The organism is Cellulophaga sp. 20_2_10 (assembly GCF_023476645.1).
Classification (GTDB): domain Bacteria; phylum Bacteroidota; class Bacteroidia; order Flavobacteriales; family Flavobacteriaceae; genus Cellulophaga.
On record NZ_JAMCOJ010000001.1, the window covers coordinates 138,749 to 159,331 of the forward strand.

At 31.0% G+C, this 20,583-nt stretch carries 22 protein-coding genes and 2 pseudogenes; 20 read left to right on the top strand and 4 right to left on the bottom strand.

The features are described 5' to 3' along the window. The first annotated feature begins 45 nt into the window (after positions 1-45). The 16 genes from M4I21_RS00580 (at position 46) to M4I21_RS00655 (ending at position 14,125) form a co-directional block, all read left to right on the top strand. On the top strand, positions 46-591 hold the full coding sequence (locus M4I21_RS00580) for a hypothetical protein (RefSeq protein ID WP_249557012.1): 546 nt from the start codon (positions 46-48) through the stop codon (positions 589-591). Positions 592-627: 36 nt separating this feature from the next. Next, on the top strand, positions 628-1,347 hold the full coding sequence (locus M4I21_RS00585; RefSeq protein WP_249557013.1) for a DUF6882 domain-containing protein: 720 nt from the start codon (positions 628-630) through the stop codon (positions 1,345-1,347). 208 nt (positions 1,348-1,555) lie between these two features. Continuing rightward, complete coding sequence (locus M4I21_RS00590; protein ID WP_249557014.1) at positions 1,556-4,315, top strand: T9SS type B sorting domain-containing protein; 2,760 nt, start codon at positions 1,556-1,558, stop codon at positions 4,313-4,315. 24 nt (positions 4,316-4,339) lie between these two features. Further along, positions 4,340-4,828, top strand: coding sequence for a MepB family protein (locus M4I21_RS00595; protein ID WP_249557015.1), 489 nt, complete (start codon positions 4,340-4,342; stop codon positions 4,826-4,828). A 99-nt stretch (positions 4,829-4,927) separates the two neighbouring features. Further along, complete coding sequence (locus M4I21_RS00600; RefSeq protein WP_249557016.1) at positions 4,928-6,388, top strand: SH3 domain-containing protein; 1,461 nt, start codon at positions 4,928-4,930, stop codon at positions 6,386-6,388. Positions 6,389-6,425: 37 nt separating this feature from the next. Beyond that, positions 6,426-7,130 (top strand): hypothetical protein, encoded by a 705-nt coding sequence (locus M4I21_RS00605; protein WP_249557017.1) that lies wholly within the window; start codon positions 6,426-6,428, stop codon positions 7,128-7,130. 49 nt (positions 7,131-7,179) lie between these two features. After that, on the top strand, positions 7,180-7,752 hold the full coding sequence (locus tag M4I21_RS00610) for a hypothetical protein (protein WP_249557018.1): 573 nt from the start codon (positions 7,180-7,182) through the stop codon (positions 7,750-7,752). Between the two features lie 150 nt (positions 7,753-7,902). After that, positions 7,903-8,397: a hypothetical protein gene (locus M4I21_RS00615; protein ID WP_249557019.1), complete on the top strand. Its 495-nt coding sequence runs from the start codon at positions 7,903-7,905 to the stop codon at positions 8,395-8,397. 536 nt (positions 8,398-8,933) lie between these two features. Next, positions 8,934-9,497: a hypothetical protein gene (locus tag M4I21_RS00620; RefSeq protein WP_249557020.1), complete on the top strand. Its 564-nt coding sequence runs from the start codon at positions 8,934-8,936 to the stop codon at positions 9,495-9,497. Positions 9,498-9,976: 479 nt separating this feature from the next. Next, the gene (locus tag M4I21_RS00625; protein WP_249557021.1) at positions 9,977-10,816 is read left to right on the top strand and encodes a hypothetical protein; all 840 of its coding nucleotides are present in this window, start codon (positions 9,977-9,979) and stop codon (positions 10,814-10,816) included. A gap of 29 nt (positions 10,817-10,845) precedes the next feature. Next, entirely contained in the window at positions 10,846-11,049 is a 204-nt protein-coding gene (locus M4I21_RS00630; RefSeq protein WP_249557022.1) for a cyclic nucleotide-binding domain-containing protein, read from the top strand. A gap of 11 nt (positions 11,050-11,060) precedes the next feature. Next, the gene (locus M4I21_RS00635; protein WP_249557023.1) at positions 11,061-11,423 is read left to right on the top strand and encodes a Crp/Fnr family transcriptional regulator; all 363 of its coding nucleotides are present in this window, start codon (positions 11,061-11,063) and stop codon (positions 11,421-11,423) included. A gap of 69 nt (positions 11,424-11,492) precedes the next feature. After that, positions 11,493-11,990, top strand: coding sequence for a hypothetical protein (locus M4I21_RS00640; RefSeq protein WP_249557024.1), 498 nt, complete (start codon positions 11,493-11,495; stop codon positions 11,988-11,990). A gap of 193 nt (positions 11,991-12,183) precedes the next feature. Beyond that, complete coding sequence (locus M4I21_RS00645) at positions 12,184-12,747, top strand: TetR/AcrR family transcriptional regulator (protein WP_249557025.1); 564 nt, start codon at positions 12,184-12,186, stop codon at positions 12,745-12,747. A 103-nt stretch (positions 12,748-12,850) separates the two neighbouring features. Continuing rightward, on the top strand, positions 12,851-12,940 hold the full coding sequence (locus M4I21_RS18630; RefSeq protein ID WP_349628824.1) for a hypothetical protein: 90 nt from the start codon (positions 12,851-12,853) through the stop codon (positions 12,938-12,940). Between the two features lie 204 nt (positions 12,941-13,144). Further along, a complete protein-coding gene (locus M4I21_RS00655; RefSeq protein WP_249557026.1) occupies positions 13,145-14,125 on the top strand; it encodes an alpha/beta fold hydrolase in 981 nt (326 codons plus the stop codon). A gap of 91 nt (positions 14,126-14,216) precedes the next feature. On the opposite strand, the gene M4I21_RS00660 is transcribed toward M4I21_RS00655, so the two are convergent. Continuing rightward, positions 14,217-14,885 (bottom strand): RluA family pseudouridine synthase, encoded by a 669-nt coding sequence (locus tag M4I21_RS00660; RefSeq protein WP_249557027.1) that lies wholly within the window; start codon positions 14,883-14,885, stop codon positions 14,217-14,219. 25 nt (positions 14,886-14,910) lie between these two features. Then, positions 14,911-15,990: a methyltransferase gene (locus M4I21_RS00665; protein ID WP_249557028.1), complete on the bottom strand. Its 1,080-nt coding sequence runs from the start codon at positions 15,988-15,990 to the stop codon at positions 14,911-14,913. Positions 15,991-16,354: 364 nt separating this feature from the next. Between M4I21_RS00665 and M4I21_RS00670 the strand changes: the two genes are divergently transcribed. Both M4I21_RS00670 and M4I21_RS00675 read left to right on the top strand, forming a co-directional pair. Further along, a complete protein-coding gene (locus tag M4I21_RS00670) occupies positions 16,355-16,864 on the top strand; it encodes a hypothetical protein (protein WP_249557029.1) in 510 nt (169 codons plus the stop codon). Positions 16,865-17,011: 147 nt separating this feature from the next. Beyond that, a complete protein-coding gene (locus M4I21_RS00675) occupies positions 17,012-17,611 on the top strand; it encodes a DUF6642 family protein (protein WP_249557030.1) in 600 nt (199 codons plus the stop codon). A gap of 53 nt (positions 17,612-17,664) precedes the next feature. Here the strand turns inward: M4I21_RS00675 and M4I21_RS00680 are convergent, their stop codons facing one another. Both M4I21_RS00680 and M4I21_RS00685 read right to left on the bottom strand, forming a co-directional pair. Beyond that, entirely contained in the window at positions 17,665-18,435 is a 771-nt protein-coding gene (locus M4I21_RS00680) for a TIGR03915 family putative DNA repair protein (protein ID WP_249557031.1), read from the bottom strand. Positions 18,436-18,444: 9 nt separating this feature from the next. Continuing rightward, a complete protein-coding gene (locus M4I21_RS00685) occupies positions 18,445-19,707 on the bottom strand; it encodes a putative DNA modification/repair radical SAM protein (RefSeq protein WP_249557032.1) in 1,263 nt (420 codons plus the stop codon). A gap of 136 nt (positions 19,708-19,843) precedes the next feature. On the opposite strand from M4I21_RS00685, the pseudogene M4I21_RS00690 reads away from it, so the two are divergent. Then, positions 19,844-20,020 (top strand): annotated as a pseudogene (locus M4I21_RS00690) (helix-turn-helix transcriptional regulator); the annotation flags it as partial. Positions 20,021-20,077: 57 nt separating this feature from the next. Continuing rightward, positions 20,078-20,449, top strand: a pseudogene (lexA, locus tag M4I21_RS00695) (transcriptional repressor LexA); the annotation flags it as partial. Positions 20,450-20,583: the final 134 nt, after the last annotated feature.

Here is a 20,583-nt window from a genome sequence, read left to right on the forward strand (position 1 = left end):
GATTGTTTATACTGTTTTTATATAAAAAGAAAAACCCTTGTGAAGATGAGTTATGAAGATGAATTAAAGATATCTGAAGCGGCAACCAAAGATACCTACGTGGGTTTGTTATTGTATTATAGAGATTGTGATTTGTATGCAGGTTTAATAGCCAAGTATGCAGTAAATCAGATTATTAAAGAAAAAGGTTTAACAGACGTATCTTCTTTTGCAGAAGGTTTGGGCAAAAATTTAAGGTTTGCAATAGCAAGTAATAAGGCTGTTGATATGTCAAAAATTAATCCGGATGTTGCTAAGTATGGTTTTAATCTTATTAAGCAACCTTCTTATTATAAAGTATTAGATGTCTATACCGTTGGAGATAAAACACAAATTACGTTATTAAATTTTAATGTCGAATTTGTGAATTACATAAAAGATACAACGCATAGTATAGACAAGGAAATAATAAAATTAGCAAGAAATAGGTTCGACCGTTATTTAAAGATAGAGCCTAATGGGTTTTTATACGACGATAACTGGTTAGCTAGAACTAAATTTCCAGTAGGAATGTCAGATTATGGTTTGTTTTTTAATCTTGAAAACGAATAGTAAGACTCTAAAAACTAATTTATTTAAAAAATAAGAATGGAAAAAAATACAGACAATACAGAAATTGATATACATAAGTTTGAAACCTTGACTAAGGTAGATTTTAATTCGCTAGAAGATGCTTTTGAAGCCCATGCAGGTTTATCATTTGAAAAACAATTAATATTTGGGGATATTATTGGGGATAATGGTTGGCAACTAGATTTGGGAAAAGAAAGTATTCTTTTTGGTGAGTTAGAATTTCCTATACAGGTTATAGGTTCGTTATCTTTTAATTCTAATTCTTGGATGTGGGGCTGGGCAAATACGCAAAGCGGAATTCCAGAAAGTTTATTAGTACAATCTAATAAGTTAAAAGAAATAGGAGAAGAGAAGAACATTAAAGAACTAATAGATGGTCATTTTAATGTAGAAGAAGGTTTTGAGCATAAAATGGGTATGCTAGCTAGCGGGGTATTTAACTCTAAAAGTTATTATAGTGCTAATTACGGACAAGGAACACTTATTGTTACAATAGACGATAATAAAGTACCGGCAATAAATAAGACAGAACTAGAGAAGGTTTTAACTTGTTTTCCGCAATTAATTAGTGCTATTACAGTAGACCATAAAAAGGCATTTAAAAACTATTTAATAGATCGCGATTTTAAACTGTATACAACTGATACTAAAATTAAAGGATTAAAAGATGGTAAAATTATAACCGCTGAGTTTGATGATTTGGGAAGATTAGAATCCTTAAGTGCCAAATTATAGTAGGTTTGCAATTGTTTTATACATTTTTAAGACCCTGTAACAGCAATGTTATAGGGTTTTTTATTTTAAATTCGTTTTTACTGTAGAATTATTCTTAGTTTAAATTGTAGGTGTTATTTAATTAGTTATGCCTGTTAAACAATTCTAAAATTGTATTTTAGCTTAACACATTGACCTTTTTTAACTATAGTTTAATAATATAAATCAGATGCGTTTTTTTACATATATAATTTTCTTTTTTTTTACAACTGTACTAATTGCCCAAGTTACACCTGCCGAGAAAGCTGCATTGTTAGCTTTTTATAATGCAACTGGTGGGCCAAATTGGAAAAGTGAAACTGATGCAGATCCAACCAATGATTGGGATTTTAGTGGTAATGTTACTAGCGACTGGTATGGAGTTACAGTTACAAGCGGAAATGTTGTTTCTATTGATATGAATCCTACAAGAAATTCTAATGCCGCAAATAACTTAATAGGTTTTATACCTCCGGAAATAGAAGATTTAAGTTTCCTAAGGACACTAAGATTACCAGCGGAAGAGGATCTAATAGGTACAATACCATTAGGTTTATATAACATAACATCTTTAGTTACTTTAGACTTAGCAAGAAATGGTTTTTCAGGAACAATGCCAACAGAAATTGCGCAACTAACAAATCTAAGAACTCTTTATTTAACTGCAAATGAATTTAGTGGTGAACTTCCAATAGAATTTACTACGTTGAATCAATTACAAGTATTTAATATTAGCAATAATGACTTTAGTGGCGAAATTCCTATAGCGATTACTAATATGTTAAATTTGAAAGAGTTGAATTTATCTAACAACCCTTTTACGGGATATCTGTATCCTGAATATGGAAATTTAATAAATTTAAATCTATTCCACTTTTCCGGAAATTTAATAACTGGATCTATACCAACAGAATTTGGAAATTTAACGAGTTTAAGATCGCTCGTCCTTGGAAATAATGATTTAAGTGGAGTATTACCACCAAGTTTAGGTAATTTAAGCAACTTACAATACATGAATATATTTGGCACAGGTATTTCTGGTTCTATACCTCCAGAATTTGGTAATTTAACTAGCGTTAATACGATGTACTTAAGTAGTAATTCACTTTCAGGAGCAATACCATCCTCATTAGGTAATTTAATACAAATGAATAGGTTTAGTATTAGCGAAAATCAAATTTCTGGCGAGTTACCTGCTACTCTTGGAGCCTGGAGCAATGTAGGTAGTTTTGAGGCATCTGGAAACGAACTTACAGGGAATATACCAGAGAGTTTCCAAAGTTTTACAAATATTAAAAAATTGGGTCTGGCATCAAACCAAATGTCAGGAGCACTATCTCCGTTGTTTTCTAGTTGGACAACTATTGAAACTCTAGATTTACAAAAAAATTCTTTTTCCGGAGAAATTCCAGATAGCTATTCAAGTTTTACCAATTTAGTAGTATTAAATTTAGGAGAAAATGAGTTTAGTGGCGAGTTATCACCATCTTTTGTGAACTGGACCAATATAACGTCCATTGATATTAGAGATAATGAGTTAGAAGGTGTAATACCAGATTTTACATCTATTCTTACTGCAGATCCATCAGGTTCTAATGGGGAAACTTTAGAAATTGATGGTAATAAATTTGAGTTTGGTGATTTTGAAGATCAGTTTACTCATTATAATGAACAACTTTTTGGTTTTATTTATAGTCCACAAGCAAATGTAAATGATGTAGAAAATTTAACCAGCTGTTCAGGATCTTCTATTACTCTTTCTACCGTAGTTAGTGGTAGAGCTAACGTATACCAATGGCTTAAAAATGGTACTGCTATTTCTGGAGCAACTAGCGCAGATTTGGTTTTAAATTCCTTAGGGACCGCAGATTCTGGCACCTATACTTGTATAATAACTAGTACAATTGTAACAGGTTTAAGTTTAGAGCGTAATCCTATTGCATTAACAGTAAATTTAACAGGTCCAACAGCTAATACAATAAGTGATATACTTGCTTGTGACTTAGATGCAGATGGTTTTACTAATTTTACGATAGACTTAGCAAGTATAGAATCTCAAGTAGTAGGTTTGCAAAGCGGTGTTGTTGTTTCTTACCTGAACCCCAACGGAACCCCCTTAACGTTAAGCAATAATTATACAAATACAATTCCTAATAGCCAAACCATAACAGTTAGAGTAACAGATATGGGAGGTTGTTATAATGATACTAATTTTAATCTTGTAGCTACACAACCAATAACGGCAGATAGTAAGAGTGCTGTCATTGCTTGTGATAGTTATATTTTGCCAAAGCTAAATGTTGGTAACAACTATTACACAGAAACCAATACCAATGGTACGCAATTGCAAGCAGAAGATATTATAACTACAACGCAGACTATTTATATACATACAGGAATTGGCTCTTGCTCAGACGAAACTAATTTTAGAGTAACAATAGAACCTGCATTATTGGTAGATGACTTGGAAGATGTAACAGAATGTGGTGTATTTTCATTGCCAAATATTATTAATGGTAATTATTTTACCGAATCTAACGGGCAAGGTTTAAGATTAAGCGCAGGCGATAGTATAACAGAAACACAAACAATTTATATTTTTAATCAGAGAGGTTCCTGTGCATTAGAGACTAGTTTTGTGGTAAGAATAGATTTGTTAGCTTGTGAAGATTCTGAAGAAGCTATAAAATCTAAATTCCCTAATTTCTTCACACCAAATCAAGATGGTATTAATGACGTTTGGAAAGTAGATCAAGAACTTTTCACCCTAGAAGGTATAGTTACAATTCACGATCGCTATGGTAAGCTTTTAAAACAATTTAATGCAGTAAATGGGAGCTGGAATGGAACTTTTAATGGACAAAGATTACCATCGGCAGACTATTGGTACAAATTTACAAGCTTAGATGGTGCCATTGTTTTAACAGGTCACTTTACATTAAAAAGATAATAGATAAAGATCTAGACCAAAATAATGAACCCACATCTAAACCTCATAAAAACAAAAATTTACGATAGTTGTAAACTAAGTATAACCAACTTTGTATTAGAAGAAGAAAGTAAAGAATATGATGCTTGTAGATTTCTGTTAAATGGACGTACTATTATTAGCAGAAACGCTAAAATTACACCTAAAAAAGCAGGTCAGTTTGTAACCTTCTGGAAACGTAGCAATGCAGGGCCAATAGAGCCATTTAATCATACAGATACCATAGATTTTTTTATAGTGAATGTTGTGTATAAAGATAAAATGGGGCAATTTGTATTTCCTAGATCTATTCTATTAAAAAAAGGAATACTATCTACAGATAAGAAAGAAGGGAAAAGAGCATTTAGAGTGTATCCTAGTTGGGATGTAACAACGAGTAAACAAGCATTAAAAACCCAAGAATGGCAATTAAATTACTTTTATAATATTAACGATAAGTACAACTTAGAGCGTGTTACAGCGCTTTATAGCTAGTTTAGCACAATCCCCTAATACAGTGATATTTTAATTAATTAGATGTGCTAATTTGCAGTGTCTAATAAAACAATTTAAAAAGGCATAAAACCAGTACTTATGAAATTACCAAGTATACTATTGTTGTTGCTTTTTTTAAGTTTTAACAGTTATGGACAAGAGCAATACCTAATTAACGCAGAAAGCGGACTAAATGTTAGGGAAAAACCAAATGTAAGTTCTGCCAAAGTAGCTAAAATACCTTACGGAGTTTTAGTAGATAAAATTGAAGACACTGCTATTCCATTAACCGTTTACGATAATGGCACACCTGTAATGGGCAAATGGGTTAAAATTAGATATGATAATTATTTGTATTTGGTTTCTAAAGAAAAGCAACAAATAAGAAAAGAAGGCTATGTTTTTGATGGTTATTTAAAACAATACAACAATTCTAATTTAAAAATTACAACTCAGAAAATAAGCGAATTAGCGTATACTAAAATAGTTTCTACACTACCTAAAGCAACACAAGCGTATAAAAAAATAGGTAGTCTAGACTCAGTAAAAACCGTATTAAAAGATAGGGTTACTTGGAAAAATAGTGATGATAAAGAAAGATATTCAAGAGATGATGTCATTGAGAGCATTACATTAGTTAACGGACAAAAGCTTTTGCTAAATCAAGATTCTAATGACTATGGTTTCTCTAAAGGATGGTCTGGTTATTATCCCGATCTAGATATTTTAGTTTTAGAAGGCGGACATTCTTCAGATATGGTATTAAATATAAAAACGGGAGAATCTAATAATTCTGTTGGCAATCCAGAGTATTTAATTCCGTCTCCTACAAACAAGTACCGTCTAAACGGTTACCATAGTGGTCAGGAATGTGTTATATATTCTCTTCAAAAAAAAATAGATGGTAAATTTATTTATTTGGGTAAGGTTAACCCAGATTATGATATTTGTATATTTCATAATTTTAAATGGGTTAGTGATACTCAGTTTGTTTACACACTAATATATCCTGATGATTATGCAGAAAAGAACCCGAGACTAACGTATTATTCAGGTGAAATAGAGGATAAGACACCAACCACACAGCAAGCAAGTAATTTAAAAACTATTGCTAGTTTAATAAAAACAAGAACATTACCAGCTGTAGATTCTACTAATTTTGATAATTTTAGCAAAGACAATTTTTATAAAAAAGAAGCAATTGCTACACTTCAGTTACAAAAAATATTTCCCTATTATTTTAAAGAAGGATATGACAGCAAATCTATTGCATCATATAAATTAGAATTTTCTAAAGATTTTTATTCCCTAGTAATAGTTACATACAAAGGAGATCACGAAATGGTATCTACTTTAATTAACTACAGTTTAAATGGCGAGTTACTAGATTATAAAACAATTTCTTATGATGAAATAGCAGAAGGCTGGTCTAGAATAGAATCTAAAATTGAAAAAGATAAACTTACAATTACAGATATTCTTTGGACTGATGACAAGCAAGAAGAAACAACATATTTTAAAATAGAAACAAGCGGAAAAATAACACCAATAAAAAAGTAAATTTAATAACTAAAAATAATTTAAATAGATAACTATTATGCATAAAAAACCATTAAAATTAACTCTTGTAATTTTATCTTTAATTATAGTTTCTTGCTCATCTAAAAAGGAATATGATCTGTCTGAAGTACGTATGCCTTATAGCATTGATAATTTAGTAAATGATAAGTTTGAAACACGCTTTAAAGAAAATCTAGATAATGTAATAGCAAGATATACTTCTGAAGATCCTAAACTATTAGTTTTTGATGATATTAGTTTTGAAAAAGAATTTTCTGCTAAATATTTTAGTCCAACAACCTTAGAGTTTTATGCAGACAGTACTAGTACTCACATAAATTATATAGCTTTAAAAACTAGCGTAGTAGAAGATAGCAATGATTTATATACGGCTTTATTAGAAAAATTTGGTAAGCCAAAATATTATAATAAGGATACTGCTTTTTTTAATGGTTTGTGGCAAGTAGATAATACATATTTTGTATTTAAACAATCTTTTAACAGTGCGGTTGGTGGAGAAAAATCTATTAGAACTAAACTTATGATAATAGACGTAACTAAAGATGAACTGGTAAATCGTTTCTTATCAATAGATTTTGATAAATATAAAAAGTATTTAAAAGAATTAGCAAAGCAATCTGACAAGAGTAATTTTTCATACGAAAATTTTGTGAAAAGCCAAGAAGAGGAAGGCTATAAAAATAAATATCAAGAAGAAATAGATAATAATCTTCCATTATAAATAACCCTTATTACAGACTTATTAATAGTTTGAAAAGCAGATAAATAAATTGAAAATAATAATAATTAAAGTATTGTTCTTTTGCCTTATCCCCCTAGGATCAGTAGCATTGTATTTTAGCATTAAGCTTTTAAGAAAAAAGTTTAGAGGCGATCTAATAACAGAGTTTTCTTTTCTTCGAAATGAGACTAATTTTATAGTAGATCAACCCGGGAACTATGCTGTTTGGTATAAAGCTGTAGCATTTAAAAAAAATATTCTTTACACTAAAAAGCCTCGTGTAATTAATTTAAAAACAAAAGAACCACTAAAAATAAGAATTTCTTTGTTTGGACCTCGTGTAAATAATTTTGATACAGGAGTAAAAGAAATGTATCATTTTTATGCTGAAAAAGGAGAATATACGATTAGTTTAGAAGATGCTTTAAAATTTAAACGAGCCCTATATAACGCTATTCCCAATTTAGACAAAGGCATTTCGGACTCTAGGGCTATAGTTCAAGTGAATAAAAAACATTCTGGTTTTTTTATGATTTTTTCAATTTTAGCTATTGTTTTTTCTGTTCTTTTAATAATTGGAGGATTTCTTATAGGTCTTCTGGCTGATCAAATATTTATATAAAATAATTATAGTTTAAATGGTGACGATACCCTGTAAAACGGGTATCGTTTTCACTATATATAGGTTTACAGGATTACTAAAATAACTACATCTTTGAAGTATCTAAATATTGTTAACCGCAGTATTGTAGTGCAACTTTAAAAAGATGGTATGAAACTAAAACACACTTTATCTCTAATACTACTAACTACTCTATTTTTTACTTCTTGTAAAGACCAGGAATATGCGTCTAATTTACATACAGAAGAAAGCAATAAAACAAAGAGCGATATTTTTATGAGTAGTAGAATAGCACGACTAGAAGATACCATAAAAGGTTTAAAAAAAGAGGTAGATTATTTAACCGCATATAAAACAGAGACCGTTAGCGGAAAATTAATCTTTGGAGTAGAAGTTGCTAGTTTTCAGCCTTGTGGTAGCGATAAGGTATTTTGGATTACTGATAACTCTAAAGAAACAGGTAAATTAGAGAAACTTTACTATGCTTTAGTTCTGGGTAAGGAACCATACACACAAATTTATACTACTATTGAAATTATAGATAGAGGTAAGGAAAAGTATGGCTTTGCCGCAGATTATGCCAGTACTTACGCGGTTACTAATGTCTTAGAATTAAGACAATTAAAGTCTTCAGATTGTAAATGAAAATTATAGTTTTATAAAAAAAAATACGTTTACTTTTAGTTTTACAATTTGGTTTTGCCCAAACAGAAGCTAAACAAATTAGCTTGTTAGACGATGCATTATAGGTAATCAAGGATAATGTAACCTATAATTATACGTACCCAAAACTATGGAGTTTAAAAATTACAGAAATAATATAGACCATCATAGGAATCCCAATTTAAGGCCATTTTTTTAACGTAAATAAGCCGGTAAACCAATTATAACACTGCAAAAGATTATGAGTATGGAGATGGTGTTTATCGGAATTTAAGTGGTGCCATAACACATATTAGAATTGTAGTTGATAAAAAATCAACGAACGGAAAAAGGCGGGCAAGTTTTATAAAAACTCACTTTTCATCTTTAAAATTATTAGTTATAATAGATGTAAACTAGAGACTTTAATACCCTATAAACAGCTAGTTTATTTTTACCACAAGTAGGCTATGTTATGCTATTAAATAGTTGCAAATTTGTTAGGTTACTATTTATAAAGAAACTTTAAATTGTTTATTATGCGCATCTATAAAATTACTACCTACATCTTTGTTTTCTTGGCAATGTGCTCTTGTGCAACACTTAAAAAAGCACCAGAGGTAAAAAATAGGATAGAGTTAACGGAAAACAACTTACATTTAATAAACGGTACCTATCAAAATAACAATAAAAACCCGGCAAATGCCTCAGAATTTTTTTGGGGATCTTTTTTTAGAAGAAAAGAGAGCGATGCTATATATCATAAAGACTCCAAAGATGATCCTATCTTTTTAATTACACTAGAAGCAGTACATAAAAAAAGAATTAATGCAACCGTTACTGTCAACGATAGTGTATTAAAAACAATTAAGATTAGAGGTAGAATTAAAAACGGATATTTTGAACAAAACAGAAAAATGTATGTTATACCTATGGCCGTCTTAAATGTTGCTTATACATCAAAATTTAGAATAGGACTTCAGAGTAATAACAATGTTATAACAGATTTTAGAAAGGTAGAAGCAGGGACAGTATACTTTTTTCATCCATTTAATAACAGTGGTAATCTTTATAATTTAGAGCATAAAAAAGTAACTAATTAACTGCAGGTGAAGAACTAGAAGCGACTGTTATTTCTAATCACTTTTTGTTGTTTACAAAAACTAGTGCTTCGTAATTAAATAAAAATATTTTCAATCCTATAAAATTGGTTCAAACAAATACAACGGAGTATAGTACCAATGGATATGTACTTGTAAATAAACAAGGGATTTTAAATTGTGCTGTTCTTACAGGAAGTGTAGTCAAATGTTTTAAGTATAGCTACTAAAAATAGTATTCCTAAGTTACCCATAGAAGAGACACTATTATGCTTCAAAATTTGAACCTGGTTTATATAGTTTATTACTAACTTAGGTTAAGACATAAGGCCTCTAAGGCTATGGTTAAAGTCAATAAAAAACATTCTAGCTTTTTTATGGTTTTTTCAATTTTATCCAGTATTTTCTCTGCTCTTTTAATAATTAAAGGATTCGTTATAGGTCTTTTGGTTGATTAAATATTCAATTAAAAACAATATAAGATGTTAAAAAATAAAGCAAGCCTACTACTAATTTGTTTATTCATTGCTTTCACAAGCTGCATAGAATTAGATAAAGATGTAAAAATTGAAAATATAGTAAAAGAACTTAAGCAAGGTAAAAGTACATTGGAGCAAGAAAAATTAGATCATAATTTAATGGTAATTAAGACCATATCTAGAAGAGAGAAGATAAATAAAGCAGCGCTATACGATGGTACATCTATCAATGAAATTTATGTAAAAACAATAGAAGATAAATCCTTTGAAGCTATAGAGAAGATTGCTAGTGATTATTTGGCAGAAAAAAAGGATAGAATAACGTATTTAGAAAAAGAAATTAAAGACAGAAGAGCTATTTTAAAAAGTAAATCTGGAAAGGAAAACGTAGAAATGACTGGTTATACAATCTATGATGACGCCCCTTTACAGATAAAAATGAACTTTATAAGTAATGCTGAAGAAGGTAAAGAAACTGGCTATATTTACATCATAGAACTCTACAACTTAGAAAGTGGAGAAGTGCTGCAAACATTAGGTTCTAATTCGGATAACTCTAGTGAACTGGTATTTTATAACACAACAAATTTTACTATAGAAAAAAGATTGTCTAAAGAATTATCAAACAGTATAAAAAAAGCTGGTGACATAAGTTATCCAATAACAGACCTTGCAACGTATAACATAGGGCTTAATTACTATATAGTTGAGCTTAAAAGAGACCCTAAAGCTGCTTTTAAACCAAGAGAAGAAGATAATTATACCGCTAAAAAAACGTTAGATGAGTTAAAGAAAGACGTAATGGCACTTAGGGATTTAGTAATTCAATTAAAATCTAATTAATTTTTTTAAAAATCACTATAAGTAGTACCATGATAACTACGTTGCTACAACACTTAGATGTATACATTAAACTGTCTAAAGAAGATATAGAACTACTAGTAGAAAACACAGAAGAGAAACATTACAAAGCTTCAGAGTTTCTTGTAGAAAGCGGAGAAAAATGCAGTAAAATAGCATTCTTAATTACTGGAGTATTTCGGTTTTATTTTATTGATACTAAAGAAACGAAGTAACATCTTATTTTATGAAAGAAAAAGATTTTGTAACTAACATAACAAGCTTCTTTGAGTTTTCTGTAAGTTCTGGTTCTATACAAGCAGAAACAGATTGTACAGTAATAGAGTTTTCTAGAGCGTCTTGGGACTTATTTTGTACTACTATTCCGGAGTGGGAGAGTTCTTTTCAAAAAATAGTAAATGACACATTAGTTGCCAAAATTAACTTTCAACGAAGTTTAATAAGCTTAGATGCTAAAGAATCGTATTTAAAGTTTTTAAAAACTCATCCAACAGTTTTACAAAGAGTACCGTTAAACCACATTGCTTCATTTTTAGGAATAACACCATTTTCATTAAGTAGGGTACGTAAATCAATTTCATTTTTCTAGTATTACTTGCCAAATGGCAAGTTGTACATGTAAAGAAAAACGGACCTTTGCTTCTAAATAAATTTACATATGGATACTAAAGAATTAGAAAGAGTATATAGAGTTAAGGCCATGATGCATCGTTTTTTTTCGTTGTATGAAAGTAAAAATACCAATTTTTCATTGGTAAAAGAATTACTTTATAAAGATGGTTTTGAATGGTTAAGTCCAAGTGGTAACTTAGTAGGTATAGCTGCTTTTGAAGATAGTTTTAATCAACTTAACAAAGAATGGGGACACTCTCACAGACCGTTTGAGATGGATGTGAAATTGATAGATAATACTAAGGCGATCTTAAGTTTTAACTACATTTATCAGCACGTACAAGATGGAGCTATTGTATTACATGCAAAGGGCCATTATGAAATTGAATGTATTGATAATGGAGGCGAATTTCCACAAATTAAGAAATGCAACCTTACTTTATTAGAGATGATAGAGGTTGGTGAATTCATAGATATGTTAGCTATGAACACCACATTATATCAAGACTATAAACTTAAAGTTGAGCAAATTTCTAAAAAGTAATGCTTCTTTAAGAGTCTAATTTTTCAAATAAAACCCAATAGTTGTATTTAATTATTGGGTTTTTATCAGTCTAAATCATAGATTCTAATAGGCTTTAAAGGGCTAATTATCTAAAATAAAAATAAAATTTTTAAATCTTACATTTGGTTACCGAACGATTGGTAAAGCAAAATATTTATACTATTTTTGCGGTATGAGACCACAGAAAGTATTAGATAAAGATTTGTTAACTGCCTTAGGTAAAGTATTTAGATCTAAAGGGTATGAGGGGACAAGTATTAAAGATTTATCTGAGGCAACAGGTTTAAAAAAAGCGAGTTTGTATCATAGATTTCCTGATGGAAAAGAAGAAATGGCAAATTCTGTTTTTAGCCATATCGACGAATGGGTAAAAGAGACAATTTTTTTTGCTTTAAATGATGAATCTATTGTACCCCAGGCCCGATTAAAACAAGCAATAGATCATATAAGTACCCTTTACAACGGAGGTAGTTATAGCTGCTTATTTAGAGCTTTTTCTATGGAAAACGGCTTGCAATTGTTTGAGAAGCATATTAGCAATGGTATTACCGCATATATAAAGGCTTTTAATACTGTTGGTTTGGCTTTAAAATTTAATAAAAAAGAAGCTACAGAACACGCAGTACAAACCTTAATAGAAATTCAAGGAAGTCTAATTTTGACTAAAGCGTTAAATGATACTTCAATTTTTGAAAATACGTTAAAAAATATTGAAAATAGATATTTAAAACAGTAAAAGTTTTACCTCATTTAATTACCGAACGTTCGGTAAAAAACATTGACTACTAAAATAAGAATACGCGTTACGGCCTTTTACGAAACAAACGGCAAATGAGAAAATTAAAAAAGTAGAAGGTGCATGGACTACCGAAGACCCAATACACAGATCTAAAGCATACACTGTAGATACAGGATTGCAACAGTGGTAAGTTTAGTAACGGTAGGGAAGAAGTAGAAGCTTTTTTAACTGATAAACGGAACAACGAACTTGAGTACAAAAACTAACAAGGACAATGGTTTAAATCTTATGACAACGAGAATTGGGATTTTAATGCAAAAAAGATATGCCAGCATTAACGATATAACTACTAAAGAATTTAATCGAAAATTAGAACACTAATAAAACAAGTAACATGAAAAAACTAATTCCGCTTTGCGCAGCATCAATACTATTATTTGGCTGTAACGATATAAAAAAGGATACAGCCCAAAGCACAAGAGTACTACAAACAACAAAAACCAAAACAAAAATGCACAACACAACATTTAAAAAAATGGCGATTAAGGGTGTAAACATCGCATATCGCGAGGCTGGTAATCCAGAAAACCCAACTATAGTTTTATTACACGGGTTTCCATCCTCATCTCATCAATATAGAAAAGTATTAAACCAATTGGCAGATAGTTACCATTTAGTTGCTCCAGATTATCCAGGGTTTGGCGCTAGTGATTTTCCTTTATCAAAAGATTACGAGTATACTTTTGACAATATAGCAGTTACTATAGATGCTTTTTTAGAAAAAAAAGAAATAAGCTCCTATGCACTTATGATCCAAGATTATGGCGCACCAATTGGGTTTAGAATTGCAACGGCACATCCAGAGCGTGTTACAGCTATTATAAACCAGAATGGTAACGCGTATGAGGCTGGTTTAGGAGATGCTTGGGCAACTACAAGACAACTTTGGGCAAACAGAACTACAGCTACCGAGAATGCTCTATTACATGCATTTACTTTAGAAGGTTTAGAGTGGCAATACACTCACGGTACAAGAAATCCAGAAAATGTAAATCCAGATACTTGGCATTTAGATTTTTTAAGATTGTCTAGACCAAACGCACATAAGGTTAATATAGATTTGTTTTACGATTACCAAAACAATGTAAAGTTGTACCCAAAATGGCAACAATATTTAAGAGACAACCAACCGCCACTTTTAATTGTTTGGGGCAAAAACGATGCCTTTTTCCCAGAAAGTGGGGCAGAAGCATTTAAAAAAGATGTAAAAGAGATCGATTATACTATTCTAAATACGGGACATTTTGCATTGGAAGAAGATGCAGACATCATTATTGAAAAAATGAGGAATTTTATGGGGAAAATAGAGAAATAAGCTTCAATTACAGCTATTACACGTAAAAAGGCGCAAGTTTATACAATTTGCGCCTTTTTTATTTTTTTATTTTTTTATAAATTGCTAAAAGCTATACTTTATCAAAAGTCCATTGGGCGTTTTTGGGTAAAGGCGCTTCAAATGTAATTTGTTCGTTAGTATCTGGTTTATGGTACGTTAATTTCCAAGCGTGTAAACAAACAGATAGCGGTGCATATACCTCCTTAGATCCATATTTATCGTCTCCAAGAATAGGCGATCCCAAATGTGCTAATTGCGCTCTTATTTGGTGAAAACGACCTGTTTTAGGCTTTACTTCTATTAAATAACCATAATTGTTTTGGTCTATAACTTCGTAAGAAAGACTGCATTGTAAAGCTTCCTTAGATTTAGACGCTACTATATCTGCTCTTTTTTCTTTGTAATTCTTAATCAAAAAGTTTTGCAAGATACCTTTGTCTTCTGCTGGTTTATTTTTAACCACAGCCAAGTACGTTTTTTGTACTTTACGACTACTAAACAACTCGTTAAAAGCGACTAATACACTTTTCTTTTTGGCAAAAACCAATACACCACTTGTTACACGGTCTAGCCTGTGTATAACACCAATATAGGGCTTTTTCTTGCTTTTTAAAATATGGGTATGAACTAAACTTTCTATAGTTATATCTTCAAAAGGGCTTTTCTCACTTATAAGTCCGGCTGTTTTGTTTACAACTATAAAATCGTTGTTTTCATGTATTATATCCAGATTAGGCATTCGCTGGTATCTTTAGGAAACTCTGTTATTTATGATTTAAGACCCACAGTTGTACTTCTTCTAAAGCACGCCAATGTTGATCTCTTTTTGTTTTATCTGATGCAGTTTTTACTGTTTTTTTAATACATTTTTCTAATGTAAATCTGTTTCCTTTGGCCAATTCTATTTCAATAGGGTGGTCTTTGGTAACAGAAGTAATCTCTGCTAAATTAGAGAACAAAATTACGAGTTTTCCATCAGGTAATAACCTTTTTTTTGCTTCAGTAAAGAAATCAGGAAATAAGGTTTCATTATAATAAATAGCTTCATCATTTTTATCGTTCTCACTAGTTTTAGGCAACCAAGGCGGATTAAATACTAGTAACTCGGTTTGTTTTTCCCAAGATCCAAATAAATGTCCGTAGTCTAATTCTATTTTTCTAGATAGTTTAGTATCACCCAAAAACTCTTTTAAACCAGCAATAGCATTAGGGTTTGTATCTGTACCAAATACTTTCTGAAAACCGTGCTTTACCATTTGGAAAGACAATATGCCACTACCTATACCAACATCTATAGCCGTTTTTTTAGGTCCAGAATATCGTTTTAACCAATTATCAAAAAGGATTAAATGGTCAAATCTAGTAGGGAAATAGGTACCGTAGTACGGGTGTATTTTGTTACGCAAAACAGGAATAACAATTCCGTTTTTATACCATTGCCAAGAACTATTTAATCCCTGTACTTGCGGAAAAGGTAGTAAAAAACTACTTTTTTCTTCTGCGTAAAATTTTTGCAACCAACCAATAGAAGGTGCTTTGCCAACCGTTAGTTTTTGGCCTGCAATTTCTATTAAAATAAGATTAGATAATCTACGGTATGCAGCTCTAAACGCACGTTGTTCGTTAAACGTTTTGTTAGGCATTCTTCTTTTAAGGTACAATTGTACCTCTTTAAGTAAGGTTAAACCATTACTATAAAAGTCGGTAATTAATACAGGTTTACCCGCATCTAAGGTCTGCATTGTATTTTTTACATCTGCAGCTCTATTAAATAAGTGCAACCCTTTTCTTTGTGGTATAGGTTCAGGTTTGTTTATAGTTACATCTTTGTTTAAAAATGTCATATTTCTATTAAATTGAAACGAATTGCAGGTTAATGATATATGCAAAGCGTAAGATTAAAAACTATTATTAAATACTTACTAGCAATCAGCCATTAAGTTGGCTACTAAAATTTTATTAATTATAACCAAAACGTAAAAAAATAGCCTTTATAATGCGCTAGAAAAATACCAAGCAATAATTAATATAAGCATATAAATAATATATGGTACAAAGGTAACTTTTAAAAAACTAGTACACAGGTATTTCTAAAGCAATATATACGGGCATATTTGGGCGTTTTATTTTATAATTTGTCCTTTTTGGAATACCTTTGTTGCGACTATTATTTTTAAAATAGATCGTTTACACACCTGATTTTTTACTATGAAAAAGATACTACATATAAGCGCCGTGCTTGTGTTTGCATGCTTGCTATGTACAGCTTGTAAAAACACTGAAAAGCAAGAGCAACATATAGAGGAACAAAGTATAAAAAAACAAGAAGAGAGTTTAGAAAAGGATGCTACTGTACCAGAAGAGAATAAGCCGGTTGTTACAAGTGCTACGCTTTGTTTTAGGAACGAGTTGGTACATAAAATCGATACCACTAAAAAAGATGTGGTAGAGCTCCTACTTACAATTAAAGGCGAGACTGTGATAGGGAGTTATGTTTTTGCCCCAGCCGACAAAGATAGGCGAAATGGTATGCTAATGGGGACTATAAAAGATGATGTTATAGATGCTAGGTATGACTATTTCTTTAAAGAAAAACAAAGTAAGACCACGCTTAAAATTTATTTAAAAGACACTACTGCAGTAATAGAAGGTGGCGCACCAGAATTAGGTCTAGAAACCACTATTACTAAAATAGATTGTGACGATTTTAGAGAATAAAATTTTTAATAGAAATTACACTTATTTTAATTGGCTATATACACTAAGCTACTCATACTTTAGGTCTATAGTATTGGCATTTGTTTGACGATTAAGCTAATTATAATTATTTTTGCACTTTAATATACGATGTATAAACCCTGAAATTTGTTAGAAAAAAGACAACAATTACCCCAAGAACAATTAATAGATCCAGATTATTTTATTTACTGCTTAGAAGCAGTAGAAGATATAGAAATAGATACCGTTACAGAGGCTCAAAAAAAATTAGATCTGTTAACTACAAAATATGGTGTAGCTAGTATTTATAAAACGTGTGATACCATTGAAGGATTAGAAACGAGCTTAAATACATTGATCTTAGATGATCATAATTTTAAGAATTATGAAATAATCTACTTGGTTATAACAGGGGAAGCAAATAGTATTTGTTTAAACGATTATTACTATAGCCTACAAGAAATTGCAGAGATTTTTGAAGGAAGATTAGAAGGTAAGATTCTACATTTCTCAAATGCTAAAATCTTAGATTTAGACGAGGAAGAAGCACAGTATTTTATAGATATCACTGGGGCAAGAGGCGTATCTGGCTACGGTAATGAGCATAATGGCATAACTAGTTCGGATTTAGATATCGCATTCTTTAACTTATTTAAAGAAGATGATAATATGTTAGATGTTGTAGAAGAGTTGCATCAAAGACATTATAAAATGTGTAAATTATTAGATTTTAGAATGTATTACTAAATACACTCACAATCTTTTAAATAAGGTTATTTTTTTACTCTAAAAACCTTGTGTTAAACAACACTTTTTTCACTTAAATATTTCCAGTATCGTTTGGGAACATGTTGTATGTGTAGTTTCATATTTTTTCTAGAAGCAATATTTGTACTCTTAAAATAATTGTTCCATAATTGTTGAAACTCTAATTCTACTTCAGCAAAAATAGCTGCAGACGTTTTGGTAGGATCAAAATCTGCCCCCAACTCTAACGTAATGATAGCTACCTTTTCTAAATCATAATAAATACCATACTTACGTTTTAAATCGTAAATAAGCCATTTTTGATCTGCATAACGCTTTTCAAAATGCCTTTTTATAAGTGGTAACACATTAAAGTCGGGCTCTATATTTGCAAAGTAAATACCGTCTTTGGTAAGTTTAAACCGTACAAAAGCTTCCATTCTGTGTTTTTCTCGTCCTACGTTTTTAGTAAGTTTGGCTATTTCTAATATGTATTTGTTGGTATAATTAGATCCCACATTGGTTGTAGCTGCAAACACATAGACTATGGCATTGTATAAGGTATCTTCTACACTAGTTTTTTCACTCAAAAAAGCATAATAAAAACGACGTGCTTCGTCTGTAGAAAGCTTCTTTTTTAAACCAGCCCAAACACGGTTTGCTTTTTCTTGGTTGGTATACACTGTTTCAGAATCCCCAAACAAAGGTTGTTGAAATCGTTGTTTGGGAACAATTTTTACTGTTTTTAATTTCATCTCAAAAGCAGTAAAAACCGCAGTTAAAAATCCATCAAAAGAGGCATCATAAACTAAAGTGGTTTCCATAACAAAAGACTATCCAAAAAGATTTAATTGGTTGCTAAGCATGCTCGTATATTTACTTGTTGAATTTTGTAGGATTAAGCCTTTAATTTTTTCGGCGGTTAAATCTCTACTTTCAAATTTATTAGACGCACAAATTAAAAAGTATTGTGCACGATTTAAGGATACGCCAATAGCTTTTAAATGGTCCCAATTAAGTTCTCTGTAACGCCTAGCTTTTAGTATCTTATAAACAGATTTCATACCCAAACCAGGTATTCTTGCCAGCATATGCTTATCGGCCTTATTTACATCTATAGGATACTCGTGTAAATTACGTAAAGCCCATCCTAATTTAGGATCAATATCTAAATCTAAATGCTGGTGCTTTTCGTTTAAAATTTCCTCAATATTAAACCCATAAAATCGCAATAACCAATCGGTTTGGTACAATCTATTCTCGCGTAGCATAGGAACAGGAGTACCAATTTGTGGCAAGCGCGTATCATAACTAATAGGCACATAACCAGAGTAGTACACCCGTTTTAAATTAAAATTTTTGTAAAAGTAATTAGAGGTGTACATAATTTGCATATCATTTTCACCACTAGCGCCTACTATCATTTGTGTACTTTGCCCACCAGGTGCGTATTTTGGCGTACTTTTAATAAGCTTCTTTTCTTTTTTATACTGTATAATTTCATTTTTAACCTTTATCATAGGTTTAATAAAATCGGCTCTATTTTTGTCTGGAGCCAAAAGTTTTAGGCCTTTTTCAGTCGGAATTTCAATATTTACACTTAGCCTATCTGCATACAAACCAGCCTCACGCATTAACTCATCACTAGCACCAGGAATAGATTTTAAATGTATATATCCATTAAAGTTTTCTTCTAAACGTAATTTTTTAGCCACAGCAACCAAGCGTTCCATAGTATAGTCGGCACTTTTAAAAATTCCAGAGCTTAAAAAAAGACCTTCAATATAATTACGTCTGTAAAAGTTTATAGTTAAATCTACTACCTCTTGTACTTTAAAAGCAGCTCGTTTAATATCATTACTTTTTCGTGTTACACAATAGGCACAATCAAATATACAATGGTTGGTAAGTAGTATTTTTAATAAAGAAACACAACGGCCATCCTCTGTATATGTATGGCAAATACCAGAAGCAGATGCATTACCTAATCCCTTATTGGTGTTGGTTCTATTGCTGCCACTAGAGGAGCAAGACACATCGTACTTTGCAGCATCTGCTAGGATGTTTAATTTTTCTTGAACACGTTCAAAAGACATATGGAAGTATTTAGGTTTAGGGTGTAAAGATACAATGTAAACAAATAAAAAACACATTTAGTAATTAATAAATATATCATATTATGATATATTAATGTGTAATTGATTATATTTGACACTGAAAATCACTGCATTTATGAACCGTATTAAAGACGTACTAGAGGGCAAAGGAATTAAGCAAACTTGGTTAGCAGAGAAGCTAGGTAAGAGTTACAATATGGTAAATTCTTATGTGCAGAATAGGAGGCAACCCAGTTTAGAATTGCTGTATGAAATTGCTCATATTTTACAAGTAGAAGCAAGAGATTTATTAGATGGCAACCAAACCGTTTTTAATGCTAACACTACAGTTAAGACAGCTACTGTAAGCATACCATTAGTTGGAGCAGTAGCTTGCGGATTACCTATTTTTGCAGAAGAACATATTGAAGCCCAAATTGAAATTTCTGCAAAACTTGTTAAAACACCTACAGATTATTTTTTGTTAAGAGCTACCGGAGATTCTATGAATAAGAAAGGTATAGATAGTGGCGACTTACTGCTAATTAAACGCCAGAATACTGCAGAAACAGGAGATTTGGTGCTTGCTTTACTAAATGACGAGGCTACGGTTAAAGAATTTAGACATAACGGCAGCAACCTTGTTTTAAAACCACATTCTACAAACCCTAAACACCAACCTATTATTTTAACTGCAGATTTTAAAGTACAGGGCATTGTAGCAGATGTTATTAAAATGTAGTTTAAACAGTACTTAAATACCTTGTAAAATTCATTAGAACATACATAGTAAGTAGCTACATAGTAGCTAACTAGCTATTTCGTAAGTCTAGATTTTCTTTGGTTGTTTTTTTTACCAATAAAACCCCAAAGTAT

Excerpts from the sequence above, each read along its gene's own strand:
- M4I21_RS00580 (WP_249557012.1), top strand. The coding sequence starts at position 46 with ATGAGTTATGAAGATGAATTAAAGATATCTGAAGCGGCAACCAAAGAT.
- M4I21_RS00585 (WP_249557013.1), top strand. The coding sequence starts at position 628 with ATGGAAAAAAATACAGACAATACAGAAATTGATATACATAAGTTTGAA.
- M4I21_RS00590 (WP_249557014.1), top strand. The coding sequence starts at position 1,556 with ATGCGTTTTTTTACATATATAATTTTCTTTTTTTTTACAACTGTACTA.
- M4I21_RS00595 (WP_249557015.1), top strand. The coding sequence starts at position 4,340 with ATGAACCCACATCTAAACCTCATAAAAACAAAAATTTACGATAGTTGT.
- M4I21_RS00600 (WP_249557016.1), top strand. The coding sequence starts at position 4,928 with ATGAAATTACCAAGTATACTATTGTTGTTGCTTTTTTTAAGTTTTAAC.
- M4I21_RS00605 (WP_249557017.1), top strand. The coding sequence starts at position 6,426 with ATGCATAAAAAACCATTAAAATTAACTCTTGTAATTTTATCTTTAATT.
- M4I21_RS00615 (WP_249557019.1), top strand. The coding sequence starts at position 7,903 with ATGAAACTAAAACACACTTTATCTCTAATACTACTAACTACTCTATTT.
- M4I21_RS00620 (WP_249557020.1), top strand. The coding sequence starts at position 8,934 with ATGCGCATCTATAAAATTACTACCTACATCTTTGTTTTCTTGGCAATG.
- M4I21_RS00625 (WP_249557021.1), top strand. The coding sequence starts at position 9,977 with ATGTTAAAAAATAAAGCAAGCCTACTACTAATTTGTTTATTCATTGCT.
- M4I21_RS00630 (WP_249557022.1), top strand. The coding sequence starts at position 10,846 with ATGATAACTACGTTGCTACAACACTTAGATGTATACATTAAACTGTCT.
- M4I21_RS00635 (WP_249557023.1), top strand. The coding sequence starts at position 11,061 with ATGAAAGAAAAAGATTTTGTAACTAACATAACAAGCTTCTTTGAGTTT.
- M4I21_RS00640 (WP_249557024.1), top strand. The coding sequence starts at position 11,493 with ATGGATACTAAAGAATTAGAAAGAGTATATAGAGTTAAGGCCATGATG.
- M4I21_RS00645 (WP_249557025.1), top strand. The coding sequence starts at position 12,184 with ATGAGACCACAGAAAGTATTAGATAAAGATTTGTTAACTGCCTTAGGT.
- M4I21_RS00655 (WP_249557026.1), top strand. The coding sequence starts at position 13,145 with ATGAAAAAACTAATTCCGCTTTGCGCAGCATCAATACTATTATTTGGC.
- M4I21_RS00660 (WP_249557027.1), bottom strand. The coding sequence starts at position 14,885 with ATGCCTAATCTGGATATAATACATGAAAACAACGATTTTATAGTTGTA.
- M4I21_RS00665 (WP_249557028.1), bottom strand. The coding sequence starts at position 15,990 with ATGACATTTTTAAACAAAGATGTAACTATAAACAAACCTGAACCTATA.
- M4I21_RS00670 (WP_249557029.1), top strand. The coding sequence starts at position 16,355 with ATGAAAAAGATACTACATATAAGCGCCGTGCTTGTGTTTGCATGCTTG.
- M4I21_RS00680 (WP_249557031.1), bottom strand. The coding sequence starts at position 18,435 with ATGGAAACCACTTTAGTTTATGATGCCTCTTTTGATGGATTTTTAACT.
- M4I21_RS00685 (WP_249557032.1), bottom strand. The coding sequence starts at position 19,707 with ATGTCTTTTGAACGTGTTCAAGAAAAATTAAACATCCTAGCAGATGCT.